The 13,276-nt window shown below is 39.3% G+C and carries 17 protein-coding genes and 1 pseudogene; 2 read left to right on the forward strand and 16 right to left on the reverse strand.

Features of this window, described 5'->3' with window-relative positions; translation table 11 throughout:
* Positions 1-34: 34 nt before the first annotated feature.
* From QM874_RS03885 to QM874_RS03960, 16 genes and pseudogenes are all read right to left on the reverse strand, one after another.
* On the reverse strand, positions 35-358 hold the full coding sequence (locus tag QM874_RS03885; protein WP_414316286.1) for an AzlD domain-containing protein: 324 nt from the start codon (positions 356-358) through the stop codon (positions 35-37).
* Positions 348-1,043, reverse strand: a complete 696-nt coding sequence (locus QM874_RS03890) for an AzlC family ABC transporter permease (RefSeq protein WP_414316287.1) — start codon at positions 1,041-1,043, stop codon at positions 348-350. The genes QM874_RS03885 and QM874_RS03890 overlap by 11 nt, the downstream gene beginning before the upstream one ends.
* A gap of 155 nt (positions 1,044-1,198) precedes the next feature.
* A complete protein-coding gene (locus QM874_RS03895; RefSeq protein ID WP_414316288.1) occupies positions 1,199-2,425 on the reverse strand; it encodes an MFS transporter in 1,227 nt (408 codons plus the stop codon).
* A gap of 400 nt (positions 2,426-2,825) precedes the next feature.
* A complete protein-coding gene (locus tag QM874_RS03900; protein ID WP_414316289.1) occupies positions 2,826-3,494 on the reverse strand; it encodes a lysostaphin resistance A-like protein in 669 nt (222 codons plus the stop codon).
* Positions 3,495-3,505: 11 nt separating this feature from the next.
* Positions 3,506-4,183, reverse strand: a complete 678-nt coding sequence (locus QM874_RS03905; RefSeq protein ID WP_414316290.1) for a lysostaphin resistance A-like protein — start codon at positions 4,181-4,183, stop codon at positions 3,506-3,508.
* A 123-nt stretch (positions 4,184-4,306) separates the two neighbouring features.
* On the reverse strand, positions 4,307-4,975 hold the full coding sequence (locus tag QM874_RS03910) for a lysostaphin resistance A-like protein (protein ID WP_414316291.1): 669 nt from the start codon (positions 4,973-4,975) through the stop codon (positions 4,307-4,309).
* Positions 4,976-4,986: 11 nt separating this feature from the next.
* Positions 4,987-5,661, reverse strand: a complete 675-nt coding sequence (locus QM874_RS03915; RefSeq protein WP_414316292.1) for a lysostaphin resistance A-like protein — start codon at positions 5,659-5,661, stop codon at positions 4,987-4,989.
* An 18-nt stretch (positions 5,662-5,679) separates the two neighbouring features.
* Complete coding sequence (locus QM874_RS03920; protein WP_049549461.1) at positions 5,680-5,889, reverse strand: hypothetical protein; 210 nt, start codon at positions 5,887-5,889, stop codon at positions 5,680-5,682.
* 287 nt (positions 5,890-6,176) lie between these two features.
* A pseudogene (locus tag QM874_RS03925) lies at positions 6,177-6,395 on the reverse strand (MutR family transcriptional regulator); the annotation flags it as partial.
* Positions 6,396-6,464: 69 nt separating this feature from the next.
* Entirely contained in the window at positions 6,465-7,133 is a 669-nt protein-coding gene (locus tag QM874_RS03930; RefSeq protein WP_414316293.1) for a lysostaphin resistance A-like protein, read from the reverse strand.
* A 67-nt stretch (positions 7,134-7,200) separates the two neighbouring features.
* Entirely contained in the window at positions 7,201-7,368 is a 168-nt protein-coding gene (locus QM874_RS03935; RefSeq protein ID WP_414316294.1) for a hypothetical protein, read from the reverse strand.
* A gap of 289 nt (positions 7,369-7,657) precedes the next feature.
* Complete coding sequence (locus QM874_RS03940) at positions 7,658-8,521, reverse strand: XRE/MutR family transcriptional regulator (RefSeq protein ID WP_414316295.1); 864 nt, start codon at positions 8,519-8,521, stop codon at positions 7,658-7,660.
* A gap of 111 nt (positions 8,522-8,632) precedes the next feature.
* Positions 8,633-9,643: a tRNA (adenosine(37)-N6)-threonylcarbamoyltransferase complex transferase subunit TsaD gene (gene tsaD / locus QM874_RS03945; RefSeq protein ID WP_414316296.1), complete on the reverse strand. Its 1,011-nt coding sequence runs from the start codon at positions 9,641-9,643 to the stop codon at positions 8,633-8,635.
* The gene (rimI, locus tag QM874_RS03950; RefSeq protein ID WP_414316297.1) at positions 9,633-10,070 is read right to left on the reverse strand and encodes a ribosomal protein S18-alanine N-acetyltransferase; all 438 of its coding nucleotides are present in this window, start codon (positions 10,068-10,070) and stop codon (positions 9,633-9,635) included. The genes tsaD and rimI overlap by 11 nt, the downstream gene beginning before the upstream one ends.
* The gene (gene tsaB / locus QM874_RS03955; RefSeq protein ID WP_414316298.1) at positions 10,067-10,750 is read right to left on the reverse strand and encodes a tRNA (adenosine(37)-N6)-threonylcarbamoyltransferase complex dimerization subunit type 1 TsaB; all 684 of its coding nucleotides are present in this window, start codon (positions 10,748-10,750) and stop codon (positions 10,067-10,069) included. The genes rimI and tsaB overlap by 4 nt, the downstream gene beginning before the upstream one ends.
* A gap of 110 nt (positions 10,751-10,860) precedes the next feature.
* A complete protein-coding gene (locus QM874_RS03960) occupies positions 10,861-11,076 on the reverse strand; it encodes a hypothetical protein (RefSeq protein WP_414316299.1) in 216 nt (71 codons plus the stop codon).
* A 270-nt stretch (positions 11,077-11,346) separates the two neighbouring features.
* Here QM874_RS03960 and QM874_RS03965 point away from each other — a divergent pair, with 270 nt between their 5' ends.
* Together QM874_RS03965 and rnjA are read left to right on the forward strand one after the other, a co-directional pair.
* Complete coding sequence (locus QM874_RS03965) at positions 11,347-11,580, forward strand: DNA-dependent RNA polymerase subunit epsilon (RefSeq protein WP_000639568.1); 234 nt, start codon at positions 11,347-11,349, stop codon at positions 11,578-11,580.
* Between the two features lies 1 nt (position 11,581).
* Positions 11,582-13,261, forward strand: coding sequence for a ribonuclease J1 (gene rnjA, locus QM874_RS03970; protein WP_414316300.1), 1,680 nt, complete (start codon positions 11,582-11,584; stop codon positions 13,259-13,261).
* Positions 13,262-13,276 lie beyond the last annotated feature (15 nt).

A 13,276-nucleotide genomic window follows, 5' to 3' on the forward strand; every position in this document is an offset into this window, starting at 1 on the left:
TCTATCTTTGCCATAAGTTTTCTTTATAGCTGATTTAAAAGACCAAACGTAGGACTGCTATCAAGATTACTCCAAAGAGAACAGTTCCCACCAGATTGCGGTAACGAAAGGCTACAAAAGCCGTTGGAAAGACTGCTAAAAAGTCTAACCACTTTATCTGCGGGAAACTTCCAACTTTTCCTGTCCCCACACTTGAAAGAATCAAGGCAAAGATAATAGAAACTGGTAGAAATTTCAAAAAGCGCTCTACGATAGGCGGCAAACCCTTGTACTTAGCAAGGATGAAAGGAATCACTCTCGGAATCCAAGTCACCAAGCCAGAAAAGACAATTGCTAATAAAATATACTTACTGACCATCTAACATCACCCCCATTGTACATCCAAGCAGTGTCGCAAATAGGACAGCTAGCGATTGAGACACCACTGTCAAGAGTATAAAGAAAGAAAGGGCAACAACTCCTAAAATGATGAAGAGGTTGCGCAGGGGAATCCGTTTTTGCATAATCTGGAACTGAGAAGAAAAAATCCCGATAAACATTCCGACTAAGGCAAAGTCAAGACCAAAAATCTCAGGATTTGGCAAAAGACCACCTAGAGCCGTTCCGACAACCGTTCCCACAAACCAAGCGACATAGCTATTAAGATTATTCCCGTGCATCCACATAGGATTAACCTTGTCCGTATGGACCAGCTCGCCCATCAAAACACCATAGGTCTCATCGGTCAAAATACTAGACATGCCGATATTGTGCCAGAGACTGGTATGACGGAAATAGGTAGACGCATGCAAGCTCAATAAAAAGAGGCGTAGATTGATCAAAAATACCGTCATGGCAATGGCTGCAACAGGCGCTTGAACTGCAATCAAAGCTATCATAGCAAACTGAGCACTACCCGCATAAACAAAGAGACTCATCAAGCCCATTTCGACAGGGGTTACGTAGGGCGCACCGATAATCCCACAGGCAAGACCGATACTAACATATCCTAGGGCAGTCGGCATAGCTGCCTGGACACCTTCCCAAAATCCTTTTTCTTTCATAGATTCCTCGCTAATCATTCCTTCGTGACTGCTTTCTAAACAGTCACAGCAAAAATTATTATAACATATTCGTAAAATAGAAAAAAGTATGCTGATTGACAAGAACAGAAAAAGACTGGAAACCAGCCTCAAACACATATTATACAAATTCTCCGTTAAATACTTTCACGAATATTCAAGAGCATGACAAAGGCAACTAGAAGGAATAGCAATAAAACAGAGCTAACTGCCAGAGTTCCAAAGCTAGTAGCAATGGTTACCAAAGCTATTGTAAATAAGCTAGGTAAAACAACCGTAATGGCGCCGATAGAGGATTGAACCGCTCCCATTGACTCCTCAGGTATTTGTTTAAAAACGAGTTCCTGTAGTCGAGGAGAGAGAACACCTGCAAAAAAGGCATCCAAAGCACTAAAGATGAGAATCCAGTCAAAACGAACTATCGCAAAGCCAACTAAAAGGAGTAATTGGATGGCAAGTGAGGCATATAGAGCTAGTTTTATGGAAATTGTATTTTTCAGATAGCCACTCACAAAACTTCCGACAATAAGGGCTGCTAATTCCAGAGTGGAAAGCAAGGCAAGAGATTGACCTGTTTGTAAATTCAAAAAGGGTTGATTCCTTAAAAACAGAGTAGAAACAGGAACTGTAACATTTATCACTGCTTGACTAATAGAGATAATAAACAAAACTAAGAGCACCTGATTCATATTCCATATCAATTTCGATGATTGAACCAAATGCTGGCAAAAGGATTTTACAGAGAGCCCTTCTTGATAGCTAATAATTTTTTCTACTTTCAAGAGGTCATTTTTTATGAAAAGAATACCTAAAAATGCGATTAAAAAGGTAAGAGCGTTCAGTAAGGAAATAAACTGGATGGATAGAATACCTAGTAAGACTCCTCCTAGAATATTACTGATTGTTTTCACTAAACTAACAGTTGACTGTTTAAATCCAATAGCTTCTGCCAGATGTTCTTGCCCAATAATTCTAATGAAAATCGGAGTGAGCATGGCGCCTGAAAAATAACTCAATGTGTCAGACAAGAGGTTAATCAGACAAATAAATGCTACTAATAGCAAGGAAAAGGACTGCCCTGAAAGCGATAAGGACACTATAGAGTAAAGCAAAAATTTTGCAAAACTAATGACTGTATATTTCAAAACACGATGGTCTTGAAAATCCGCCAAAACTCCCAGAAAGATTTGTAGAACTTGAGGAAGGGTTTCTGAAATCGTGATGAGTAAAATCGCCAAAGGGGCAAAAGAGGCATCTGCCACATAATTTAAAAAGGCCAGATAAAAAATCGTATCCCCAACCGTTGAAATCCACTGGTTGATAGTTAATTGTCTAAAATCTCTATTTTGAAGAAATACTTTCATCACAACTCCTTTTTAAATTCAAATGGGAATCTTTTCCCAAGGATAGACCAATAAATCCCTAGATTTCCGATACCAAAATCAAATAATGTATCTGAACTTTCTTCACATTCAAATACCAAAATACCATTTTTATCTCTTTTGGATCTACTTAATAAAAACTCAATCACATTCTCACTCACATTTAAATTATCCTGATAGTTTAGAGTTTGCAACAAACTGGATAAACCATGACAATAACAACTTGACTGAATAAGATTGAATTTGGAAGCAAGTTATTGAAACCTTGAAATTATTTTTGAATACCTTTTGTCATATAATAATTCAAAATAAAGTAAGATCCCTGAAGTTCCTTCGCACCACGATGGGGACTTTTCCCTTTATTTACAATTCTCAAAATCCACTAAAATAACAAGGGCAGAATTTGACCAATGGCATTATTAACTATATGCAGTCCAATAGGCCAATAAATAGACTTTGTCACTCTAAAAAAGACTGCCATTATTAGACCACCACCCATATATACGAAAAAGTCTGTCAAGACCCAACCATGACTACTGATATGCAAGATTCCAAATAAAGCAGCCGAACCAAGCACATCCAGTCCCCACTTCTTCCCTTTTTCCAGAGCTGTCATCACCAATCCACGATAGATCATCTCTTCAAAAATGGGACCTGCAATCACGGGATAGAAAAAATACATCAAAAATGCCGTAGCTCCTGTAAAAGTAGGAAGATCCAGTTGATAAGAAATTTCATTTTGGGTGGACGGGAAAATAAAAAATGTAACGAAATTCCAAACAAAAAAAGCCAGAAGAGCTAAAAAGGAATAGAAAAGATAGGACACTTTAAATTTTCTGCTATTGATTTGTTGCCATTTTCCTGACCAAATCATGACAATAAGAGCAAGCAAAACTACAAGAAAATTTAACATCATATCCGAAAAGTAATAGCTAAAATCAGATAGACCAGCAGCCAAGTCGCTGTGTAAAACCAGACGGATGAAGAACTGGTCCGCCATGATAAGTAGAATAGCTACAAACAAGTAGTAGCGTGAGATTATCTTTTTCATATATCACCCTTCTAAAATCCAAACACCAATAAACTAACAATAAGCAAGAAGGTATTCCATGAAGCATGTAAAGCTATAGTCCAATAAATAGAGCGTGTACAGCGAAACATCATGCAAAATATCAAGCCCATTACAAAGTAGAGTATGAAATCTGTCGTTATCCAACCATGCTGTAAAACATGCATAGCGCCAAATATGGCAGCAGAAACAAGAACATCAATATAGTAGTTTTTAAATTTAGACAAGCTTGTCATCAAAAAACCACGACACACGATTTCTTCTGCTACAGGTGCGATAAGGCTACCGTAAAGTACACGCGTAATAAAATAGCTAATTCCTGTCAAACTGGTGGCTACTTCCACTACCGTACTTCCATTTTGCGTACGAGGAAAGATACGTGTTGCTAGATTTGCCCAAACAAATAATAAGAAAAAAGAAAGAATAAAAACACCCAGGTAAGACCAACGAAACTGGAAGCGACCACATTCTTTCCAATGTTCACTTTTGACAAAAATAATTGTAGATACAGTTCCCAGGATAAGTACCAATAAAACCTGGAACACATAGTAGATCTCATCAGACAAAGCTACAGTAAAATCTAAGTCTGGTATGACATTAAAAATGAGGTAATAGGTCAAAAGCAACAAGCCAGTTGCTAGATGAAATTTCATTTCTTTCATTCTCTTCATTGAATCAACTCCTATAGTATTCTATCTTCTACTATGCTTAAACAACTCAACTGATGGATCTACAGCCCAAGCAAAAGCACCTCGACGAGGAGTCTTCCCTTGATTTATGATTCTCAAAATCCTCTAAAATAACAAAGGAAGTATATGCCCGATACCGTTATAGACTATATGTAGTCCAATAGGCCAATAAATAGACTTTGTCACTCTAAACAAGACCGCAAATATGATACCGCCACCCATATATACGAAAAAGTCTGTCAAGACCCAACCATAATCACTGATATGCAGAATTCCAAATAAAGCAGCAGAACCAAACACGTCCAGTCCCCATTTTTTCCCTTTTTCCAAAGCGGTCATCACCAATCCACGATAAATCATCTCTTCAAAAATGGGACCTGCAATCACAGGATAGAAAAAATACATCAAAAATGCTGTAGCGCCTGTAAAAGTTGGAGCAGCGAGTTGGTAAGCAAGTCCATTTTGGGTAGGTGGGAATAGGAAAAATTTGATGACATTCCAAATAAATAAAGCAAGAAAAGCTAAAAAGGAATAAAAAAGATAGGACCCTTTAAATTTTCTACTGTTGATTTGTTGCCATTTTCCTGACCAAATCATGGCAACAAGAGCAAGCAAAACTACAAAAAAGTTCAACATCATATCCGAAAAATAATAGCCAAATTTAGATAGACCAGCAGTAAAATCGTTGTTTAAAACCAGACCACTGAAGTACTGGTAAACAATGACAAGTAGAATGGCTACAAAAAAGTAGTAGCGTGAGATGATCTTTTTCATATTTCACCTTTCTAAAATCCAAACACCAATAAGCTGACGATAATTAAAAAGCTATTCCACAAGATGTGAAGGGCCATTGACCAATAAATTGAACGTGTATAACAAAAGAGCATACAGAGTATCAGACCTGCTCCTGCATAAACGATGAAGTCTGTTAACACCCATCCATATTGTAAAACATGGATGAGACTAAAGAGTGCGGAAGAAATGATGATGTCAATATAGTGTTTTTTAAATTTAGATAGGGCTGTCATCAGAAGTCCACGGAAAACTAACTCCTCAACTATCGGAGCAATGAGACTACCATATAAAATGCGCGTTATAAAGTAACTAATTCCTGTCAAATTAGCTGCTTCTTTCACAATTGCACTCCCATTTTGCGTACTAGGAAAGATCCGAGTCGTTGTATTTACCCACAAAAACATCAACATAAAGGAAAGAAAGAAGATACCCAGATAGGACCAACGAAACTGGAATCGACCGTACTCTTTCCAGCGTTGACTCTTTACAAGAATGACAGTAGCAACAATTCCCTCAATTACTATCAATAAAATTTGCATCCCATAAAATCCAAAATCGGATAACTGGTTCACTGAGTCTAATTTTGCTACAAGATTAAAAATCAAGTAATAGGACACGAGCACTAAAATGGTCTCTAGATAAAATTTCGTTTCTTTCCTTTTCATAGTTGATCCTTTTAAGTTTTATTTGCGTCTTCTTTCAGCCAAACCTACCCAGAGTCCTTTCATCCAATCAAAAGCTCCGTAAGGGCTTGGTCCAATACCTCCGCCTCCCCAAATCGGTAAAGCAATTCCACCACCATTGCCTGGATTAACCACAAGGTTTCCTCCATAAACTGTCTCCAACTCCACTTCTGTTAGTTCCATTGTTTCTGCAAATTGTAAATTCAACATTATTTACACTCCTTCAATTATTTTATTCGTAAACCACTTCTGCGACCTAGGATTTACTTCAAGTGCTTTACAAGAATAGTATAGCACGGAAATCAGTCTATTTTGGAAAATCGCATATTTGATATTTTTTCTTATAGAAATTTCATTTTTGCGATTTTTGTCGATTTGACTCTTTCACTGGTATAATAAAGATGCTATCAACAAGGAGGGAAACGATATGAAGAAAAGAAAAATTCAACTAATGCTTCTACTCATTTCAGAGTGGGTTATTATCATTCCATTTCTAGCTAATCAATAAGTGCTTTGTATTGCTGTAAGCGTAATTCAAAAAGGGCTGTTAATTGTGGGTTTTCTAATATTTGTAGAGATTGGATAAAATGTTCAATCTCTTTTTGATTACTTCCCTTGGTCTGAAGGAAAACACTCAATTTCTTTAAAAATTGCCACAGTAATTTCTCAAAAACATCGTACGGGCGAAGTATGCTCTCCAACTCAAATTCAAATAAAGTTTCCTCGTAGCAACTCAAAACTTTTTACCAAAATCAAATACTCTGGAATTTTCATCTTTTTAAATCCTAGTGCAAGAACATAAGTATTTGACCAATACCATTGTAGACTATATGCAGTCCAATAGTCCAATAAATTGACTTTGTTGCTCTAAATAAGACTGCAAATATGAGACCACCACCCATATATACGAAAAAGTCTGTCAAGACCCAACCGTGATTACTAATGTGCAAGACACCAAATAAAGCAGCCGAACCAAGTACATCTAGTCCCCATTTCTTGCCTTTTTCCAGTGCTGTTATCACCAATCCCCGGTACATGATTTCTTCAAAAACAGGAGCCAGTACGACAGGATAGAGAAAGAACATCAAAAATGCTGTAGCCCCTGTAAAAGTCGGAGCGTAATGTTGATAAGAAATTGCATTTCTAGTAGGTGGAAAAAGAGAAAAGGTAACTCTATTCCAAAGGAACAACAAAAGAAAAGCCAAGACACAATAAAACAAATAGGACCAACGAAACTTCTTACTGTTAATTTCCTGCCATTTCCTTGACTGAACCATGAAAATAAGAGTAATAAGAATTACAAGAAAATGCAATGTCATATCCGACAGATAATAGTCAAAGTCAGATAGTCCAAGGGCAAAGTCGCTATGTAAAATCAGACCACTGAGATACTGGTAAGCAATGACGAGTAGCATTGCTACAAAAAAATAGGAATGTAAGATTATCTTTTTCATTCTATTTTCTCCTATACTATGAAATAAAGACAGCCCCTACCCAAGAAAAAGGCAAGGGCTTTAAATATCAATAACGACGTCTAGTCTCAGGAGCTGGAGGAGCAAAGTTAAAGTAGTTTGGCCATAGAGGACTTCCTCCACCAGATTCCAATGGAGGATATGCTCTTCCTCCATAAACCTTCTCCAATTCAGCTTCTGTCAATTCCATTGTTTCTGCAAATTGTAAATTTAACATCTTTTACACTCCTTCAATTATCTTAATTTATAAACCACTTCTGCGACCTAGGATTTGCTTCAAGTGCTTTACAAGGACAGTATAACACGAAAAATTCCATATTTTAAAAAATCGCATATTTGACATTTTTTCTGGTAGGAATTTCACATTTGCGATTTTAGTAGATTTGATTATTTCACTGGTATAATAAAGTTATTACTAACAAGGAGGGATATAATGATGAAAAAAAGAAAAATCCAACTGATACTCCTGCTTATTTCGGAGTGGGTTATCGTCTTCCCGTTTCTAATTAATCGATAAGTTCTTTGTATTGCTGAAAACGCAATTTAAAAAGTTCTGATAATTGTGGGGTTTCTAATATTTGCAGAGATTGGATAAAGTGTTCAATCTCTTTTTGATTGCTTCCCTTGGTCTGAAGGAAAACACTCAATTTCTTTAAAAATTGCCATGATACTTTCTCAAAAACATCATACGGGCGAAGCATACTCTCCAACTCAGCTTCAAAGATTGGGATGTAAGAGAAAAGTTTGCGCTCCATGAGCTCTGAGATGATATTTAGAAAGCAACTTTTCATATACAGTCTATTGTGTGCCAATTCTTTAAATTCCTTGGATTTTTCGAGTAAAGAGGTGGATAAAAAGATCAAATCTTGATTGCTCAAGAAAGGCATGGTATTGCAAAAGATATAGAGTTCAAACCAGGTCCAAGACTCGATAGCATAGAGATAGGTAGTCAAAAACTCACTATCCTCCTCTGCAAGTGGGTAGCTTTTATCTAGTGAATGGATAGCATCTTTAATCACAATAGCATTCAAACGACGATAAGTCTGCGCCATCTGTTCTTGCTCGACTTCTTTCAACAATTGCTCTAAACCAGCTATATCTTGATGGGCAAAGCGATCCACAATCCTTCTACCAAATCGCATATGTGGAGATTCTTGGTAGTTGTTGAGCTTGTGCCCAAACTCATCAAAGGTCACATTTATCCCTTGGATGGCTAGAATCAGCTTATCTGCAGACAGCATAGACTGACCTAACTCAAACTTGGATAGCTGAGATGCTGTTAGTCCAGCACAAGCCACATCTGACTGCTTTAGCTTTCTTGCCAGTCGCAATTCCTTGTAAAATTCTCCTAATTCCTGTTTTTCAATCATTGCCAAACTCCCTTTTTAAAATTCCCTTTACTATTCTATTCGTAAAAACTTTTTACTTTTTTAACATATTATAAAATATTTTAGCAAAAAAGCCAGCTTCAAGCTGACTTTTCATTCTATAGTATCAAAAGCAAGGCTAGGTTTGGCATTTAGCTCCAAGCCTGCAAAGTTTTCTTTGTTCCACTCGCTGACGCTGGCATAGGCAATCATGCCTGCATTGTCTCCGCAAAGACGCAGAGGTGGAATGATGATCTTGACGTCAGTGATTTCAGCTGCCAAGCGTTCTCTTAATCCTTTGTTAGCTGCTACACCACCAGCCACGACTAGAGTTTTAACAGGATATTTCTCCAGGGCTTTCTTGGTTTTAGCCATGAGAATATCCATGACTGCAGCTTGGAAGGAAGCACACAAATCTTCTCTAGACAGCCTTTCTCCCTTTTGCTCGGCATTGTGGTGAAGATTGATAAAGGCAGATTTCAAACCTGAGAATGAGAACTCCAGATTGTCTTCCTTAATCATGGCACGAGGGAAATCATAAATATCCTGACCTTGATGAGCCAACTCATCAATCTCTCGACCTGCTGGATAGGTCAAGCCCATGACACGTCCGACCTTATCATAGGCCTCACCAACCGCATCATCACGGGTTTCACCAACAATCTTATAATCACCAGCCTCAGAAACATAGACCAACTCTGTGTGTCCACCACTGACTAATAGAGCTAGTAAGGGGAATTCCAAAAGCTCCACACTTTGAGCTGCCATGAGGTGGCCAGCCATGTGGTTAACGGGAATCAGCGGAAGTCCATGTGCCCAAGCAAAGGCCTTGGCAGCTGACAAACCAACAAGCAAGGCTCCGACCAAGCCTGGTCCGTAAGTAACCGCAACAGCTGTTACATCTTCTTCTGTAATCCCTGCTTCTGCCAGCGCCTCCTCGATACAGGCTGTAATGACCTCAACATGGTGACGACTAGCCACTTCAGGAACTACGCCCCCAAAACGTTTGTGACTCTCAATTTGACTAGCAATGACATTGGACAAGAGCTCGTCGTCGTTTTTCAGTACGGCGACACTAGTCTCATCACAGGATGTCTCAAATGCTAAAATATATCTATCCTTCATCTATTTCTCTCTTCATGATAATGGCGTCCTCGACTGGATCATGGTAATAGGCCTTTCGCTCAGCGATGACTGCCATCTTTTCTTTCTTATAAAATGCCTGTGCTCGTTGATTTGACTTTCTGACTTCGAGGAAAATCTCCTTATCTGTCGGTAATTGAGCAAATAAGGCTGACGCAATTCCCTGACCCTGATAGGCTCCTTTAACAGCAATTTGCAGGACTTCTGCTTCAAAGTTATTTTCCTGAACAGCTAAAAAACCTACCACTTCTGTCCCTTCATAAGCCAATGCATACCAGGTCTGGTCTTGGGACAGGTCTGCTTGGATTTGTTCCAACGTCCAAGGACTGACTAAATACACATCTACCATAACAGCGTAGATAGCTTGAGCCAAGTCAGGCTGCTGTTGGATTCGTTTAATCTCTATCATAGGCGTTTAATGTATGACTCACCAGACTCGGTGTGATTCTTGAGCCAGTTTTCCTCAGCTTCGACACGCTTAAGGTAATTCGGCACAAAATCATGCAAGGAGTCTGCTCCCTTGTCCCAGGCCCAAAGAGCAAGATCGGCTGCGTTTGGTAAGGTTTCTAGATAGTTGGCTTGTGGCAATTGTTCTTGGATTTGATCCACAAAGGCTCCCACTTCACCGACAAAGGTTACCTGATCAGCATCTTTGACTTGCTCTAGAACCTCCTCGAAAGACAGGTGAGCTTCGGGAAAGACAGGTTGAGCATTTTCATAAAATCCTGCATACACATTGTTACGGCGTGCGTCCATCAAAGGGACAACCAAACCTTCCTGCTGGCTCGGCACCAGGGCTAAAAGGCTAGACATCCCAACTAACTCGATGTTCAGAGTATGAGCCAAAGTCTTGGCAGTCGCTACTGCGATTCGCAAACCTGTGTAGCTACCTGGCCCCTCTGCCACTACGATTCGATCCAAATCCTTGGGTGTCAAATCCAAACTTGCCATCAAAAAATCGATAGCAGGCATCAGAGTGATACTGTGATTTTTCTTGATATTAATAGTCGTCTCGGCAAGAAGCTGCTTTTCCTCTAAAATAGCTAGAGAAAGAGCCTTGCTGGACGTATCAAAAGCTAATACTTTCATAACACATTCCTATCTTTTTGTCTGCTTACTATTATACTACAAAAGAAGGCGCATGGGAATTTTCTTTATCTTGAAACAAAATTGTCCTGCCAAACAGACAGGACGAGCATTTAAGTATTTAATCCAAAGTAAAATACAAACCAGACCACATAGGTTACAAGAAGGAGGAAAATGGAATACAGTGTTACAAAGCCAATCTTCCAAATGAGTTTGGCTTTCCGATACTCTAGCCGGGTATATAAAACATTTCCTCCGTAAACACAGGCAACAAAAATCATAAAAGCTACCAAACGAATACCGATAGCAAAAGTAAATAGGCCATTCATCTTTCAACCTACTTGATATGGAGACGTCTCTTATAACTTTATTATAGCACTTGCATCTGATGGCTTCAAATACTTATACAAGGTAAAATGAAACCCATTTCAAGCTCCTTACTTTCATGTTTCCTGCTTTTACTAATTCCCCTTTTTATGTTATAATTGAGATAATTGTAACGAATCAAGGTCAATAAAGACAAAAAATGAACTGGAATCAAACCAGCTTCAAACTGAGCATTTTTGAATATAGCTGACCTGAAAGCAGAAAGGAAACATATGATTTACAAAGTTTTTTATCAAGAAACAAAAGACCGTAGCCCACGTCGTGAAACAACACGCTCACTATACTTAGACATCGATGCTAGTTCAGAACTTGAAGGACGTATCGCTGCTCGCCAACTTGTCGAAGAAAATCGTCCAGAATATAATATCGAGTATATCGAACTCTTGTCTGACAAATTGCTAGACTACGAAAAAGAAACTGGCGCATTCGAAATTACGGAGTTCTAATATGGCCTACACTCTTAAACCAGAAGAAGTCGGCGTTTTTGCCATTGGTGGTCTAGGAGAAATCGGAAAAAACACATATGGTATCGAATATCAAGACGAAATCATCATCGTTGATGCAGGGATTAAATTCCCTGAGGATGACCTACTTGGTATCGACTACGTTATCCCTGATTACTCTTATATTGTAGAAAATATCGACCGCGTCAAGGCTCTCTTGATTACACACGGACACGAGGACCATATCGGAGGGATTCCTTTCTTGCTCAAGCAAGCAAACATCCCTATCTATGCTGGTCCACTGGCCCTTGCCTTGATCCGTGGAAAACTCGAAGAGCATGGACTTTTGCGCAATGCTACACTTCACGAAATCAACCACAACACGGAGTTGACCTTTAAAAACCTTAAAGCAACTTTCTTTAGAACAACCCACTCGATTCCAGAACCATTGGGAATTGTCATCCATACCCCTCAAGGGAAAATCGTCTGTACAGGTGACTTCAAGTTTGACTTTACACCAGTTGGTGAACCTGCAGACTTGCACCGTATGGCAGCCCTAGGTGAAGACGGAGTGCTTTGCTTACTCTCTGACTCGACCAATGCTGAGGTTCCAACCTTTACAAACTCTGAAAAGGTTGTCGGCCAGTCGATCATGAAGATTATCCAAGGTATCGAAGGACGTATCATCTTTGCATCCTTTGCCTCAAATATCTTCCGTCTCCAGCAAGCAACGGAAGCTGCTGTTAAGACTGGTCGTAAAATCGCAGTCTTTGGGCGCTCTATGGAAAAAGCCATTGTCAATGGGATTGAACTCGGCTACATCAAGGCGCCTAAAGGAACCTTCATCGAGCCAAATGAAATCAAAGACTATCCTGCGGGTGAGATTCTTATCCTCTGTACGGGAAGTCAGGGTGAGCCTATGGCTGCTCTCTCTCGTATCGCTAACGGAACTCACCGTCAAGTGCAACTCCAACCTGGTGATACCGTTATCTTCTCATCTAGCCCAATTCCAGGAAACACCACTAGTGTTAACAAATTGATTAACATCATTTCTGAAGCTGGTGTTGAAGTAATCCATGGTAAGATTAACAACATCCATACATCTGGACACGGTGGTCAGCAAGAGCAAAAACTTATGCTCCGCTTGATTAAGCCAAAATACTTCATGCCTGTTCATGGTGAATACCGCATGCAAAAAGTCCACGCTGGACTAGCGGTGGATACTGGCGTAGAGAAGGACAATATCTTTATCATGAGTAATGGTGATGTGCTTGCCCTCACTGCAAACTCTGCCCGTATCGCAGGTCATTTCAACGCCCAAGATATCTACGTTGATGGTAATCGTATCGGTGAAATCGGTGCAGCTGTGCTTAAAGATCGCCGAGATCTATCTGAAGATGGTGTCGTACTTGCTGTCGCAACGGTAGACTTCAAGTCTCAGATGATTATTTCTGGTCCAGATATCCTCAGTCGTGGATTTGTCTACATGCGAGAATCTGGTGACTTGATTCGCCAAAGCCAACGTATCCTTTTCAATGCAATTCGCATCGCTTTGAAAAACAAAGATGCCAGCGTCCAATCTGTCAATGGCGCTATCGTAAACGCCATTCGACCATTCCTTTACGAAAATACTGAACGTGAACCAATTATCATCCCGATGATTCTCACACCAGATGAAGAATAAGAAAAAAATTCTCTG

It is taken from the genome of Streptococcus infantis, from assembly GCF_047463615.1.
Classification (GTDB): domain Bacteria; phylum Bacillota; class Bacilli; order Lactobacillales; family Streptococcaceae; genus Streptococcus; species Streptococcus infantis_X.

Excerpts from the sequence above, each read along its gene's own strand:
- QM874_RS03885 (WP_414316286.1), bottom strand. The coding sequence starts at position 358 with ATGGTCAGTAAGTATATTTTATTAGCAATTGTCTTTTCTGGCTTGGTG.
- QM874_RS03890 (WP_414316287.1), bottom strand. The coding sequence starts at position 1,043 with ATGAAAGAAAAAGGATTTTGGGAAGGTGTCCAGGCAGCTATGCCGACT.
- QM874_RS03895 (WP_414316288.1), bottom strand. The coding sequence starts at position 2,425 with ATGAAAGTATTTCTTCAAAATAGAGATTTTAGACAATTAACTATCAAC.
- QM874_RS03900 (WP_414316289.1), bottom strand. The coding sequence starts at position 3,494 with ATGAAAAAGATAATCTCACGCTACTACTTGTTTGTAGCTATTCTACTT.
- QM874_RS03905 (WP_414316290.1), bottom strand. The coding sequence starts at position 4,183 with ATGAAGAGAATGAAAGAAATGAAATTTCATCTAGCAACTGGCTTGTTG.
- QM874_RS03910 (WP_414316291.1), bottom strand. The coding sequence starts at position 4,975 with ATGAAAAAGATCATCTCACGCTACTACTTTTTTGTAGCCATTCTACTT.
- QM874_RS03915 (WP_414316292.1), bottom strand. The coding sequence starts at position 5,661 with ATGAAAAGGAAAGAAACGAAATTTTATCTAGAGACCATTTTAGTGCTC.
- QM874_RS03920 (WP_049549461.1), bottom strand. The coding sequence starts at position 5,889 with ATGTTGAATTTACAATTTGCAGAAACAATGGAACTAACAGAAGTGGAG.
- QM874_RS03930 (WP_414316293.1), bottom strand. The coding sequence starts at position 7,133 with ATGAAAAAGATAATCTTACATTCCTATTTTTTTGTAGCAATGCTACTC.
- QM874_RS03935 (WP_414316294.1), bottom strand. The coding sequence starts at position 7,368 with ATGTTAAATTTACAATTTGCAGAAACAATGGAATTGACAGAAGCTGAA.
- QM874_RS03940 (WP_414316295.1), bottom strand. The coding sequence starts at position 8,521 with ATGATTGAAAAACAGGAATTAGGAGAATTTTACAAGGAATTGCGACTG.
- tsaD (WP_414316296.1), bottom strand. The coding sequence starts at position 9,643 with ATGAAGGATAGATATATTTTAGCATTTGAGACATCCTGTGATGAGACT.
- rimI (WP_414316297.1), bottom strand. The coding sequence starts at position 10,070 with ATGATAGAGATTAAACGAATCCAACAGCAGCCTGACTTGGCTCAAGCT.
- tsaB (WP_414316298.1), bottom strand. The coding sequence starts at position 10,750 with ATGAAAGTATTAGCTTTTGATACGTCCAGCAAGGCTCTTTCTCTAGCT.
- QM874_RS03960 (WP_414316299.1), bottom strand. The coding sequence starts at position 11,076 with ATGAATGGCCTATTTACTTTTGCTATCGGTATTCGTTTGGTAGCTTTT.
- QM874_RS03965 (WP_000639568.1), top strand. The coding sequence starts at position 11,347 with ATGATTTACAAAGTTTTTTATCAAGAAACAAAAGACCGTAGCCCACGT.
- rnjA (WP_414316300.1), top strand. The coding sequence starts at position 11,582 with ATGGCCTACACTCTTAAACCAGAAGAAGTCGGCGTTTTTGCCATTGGT.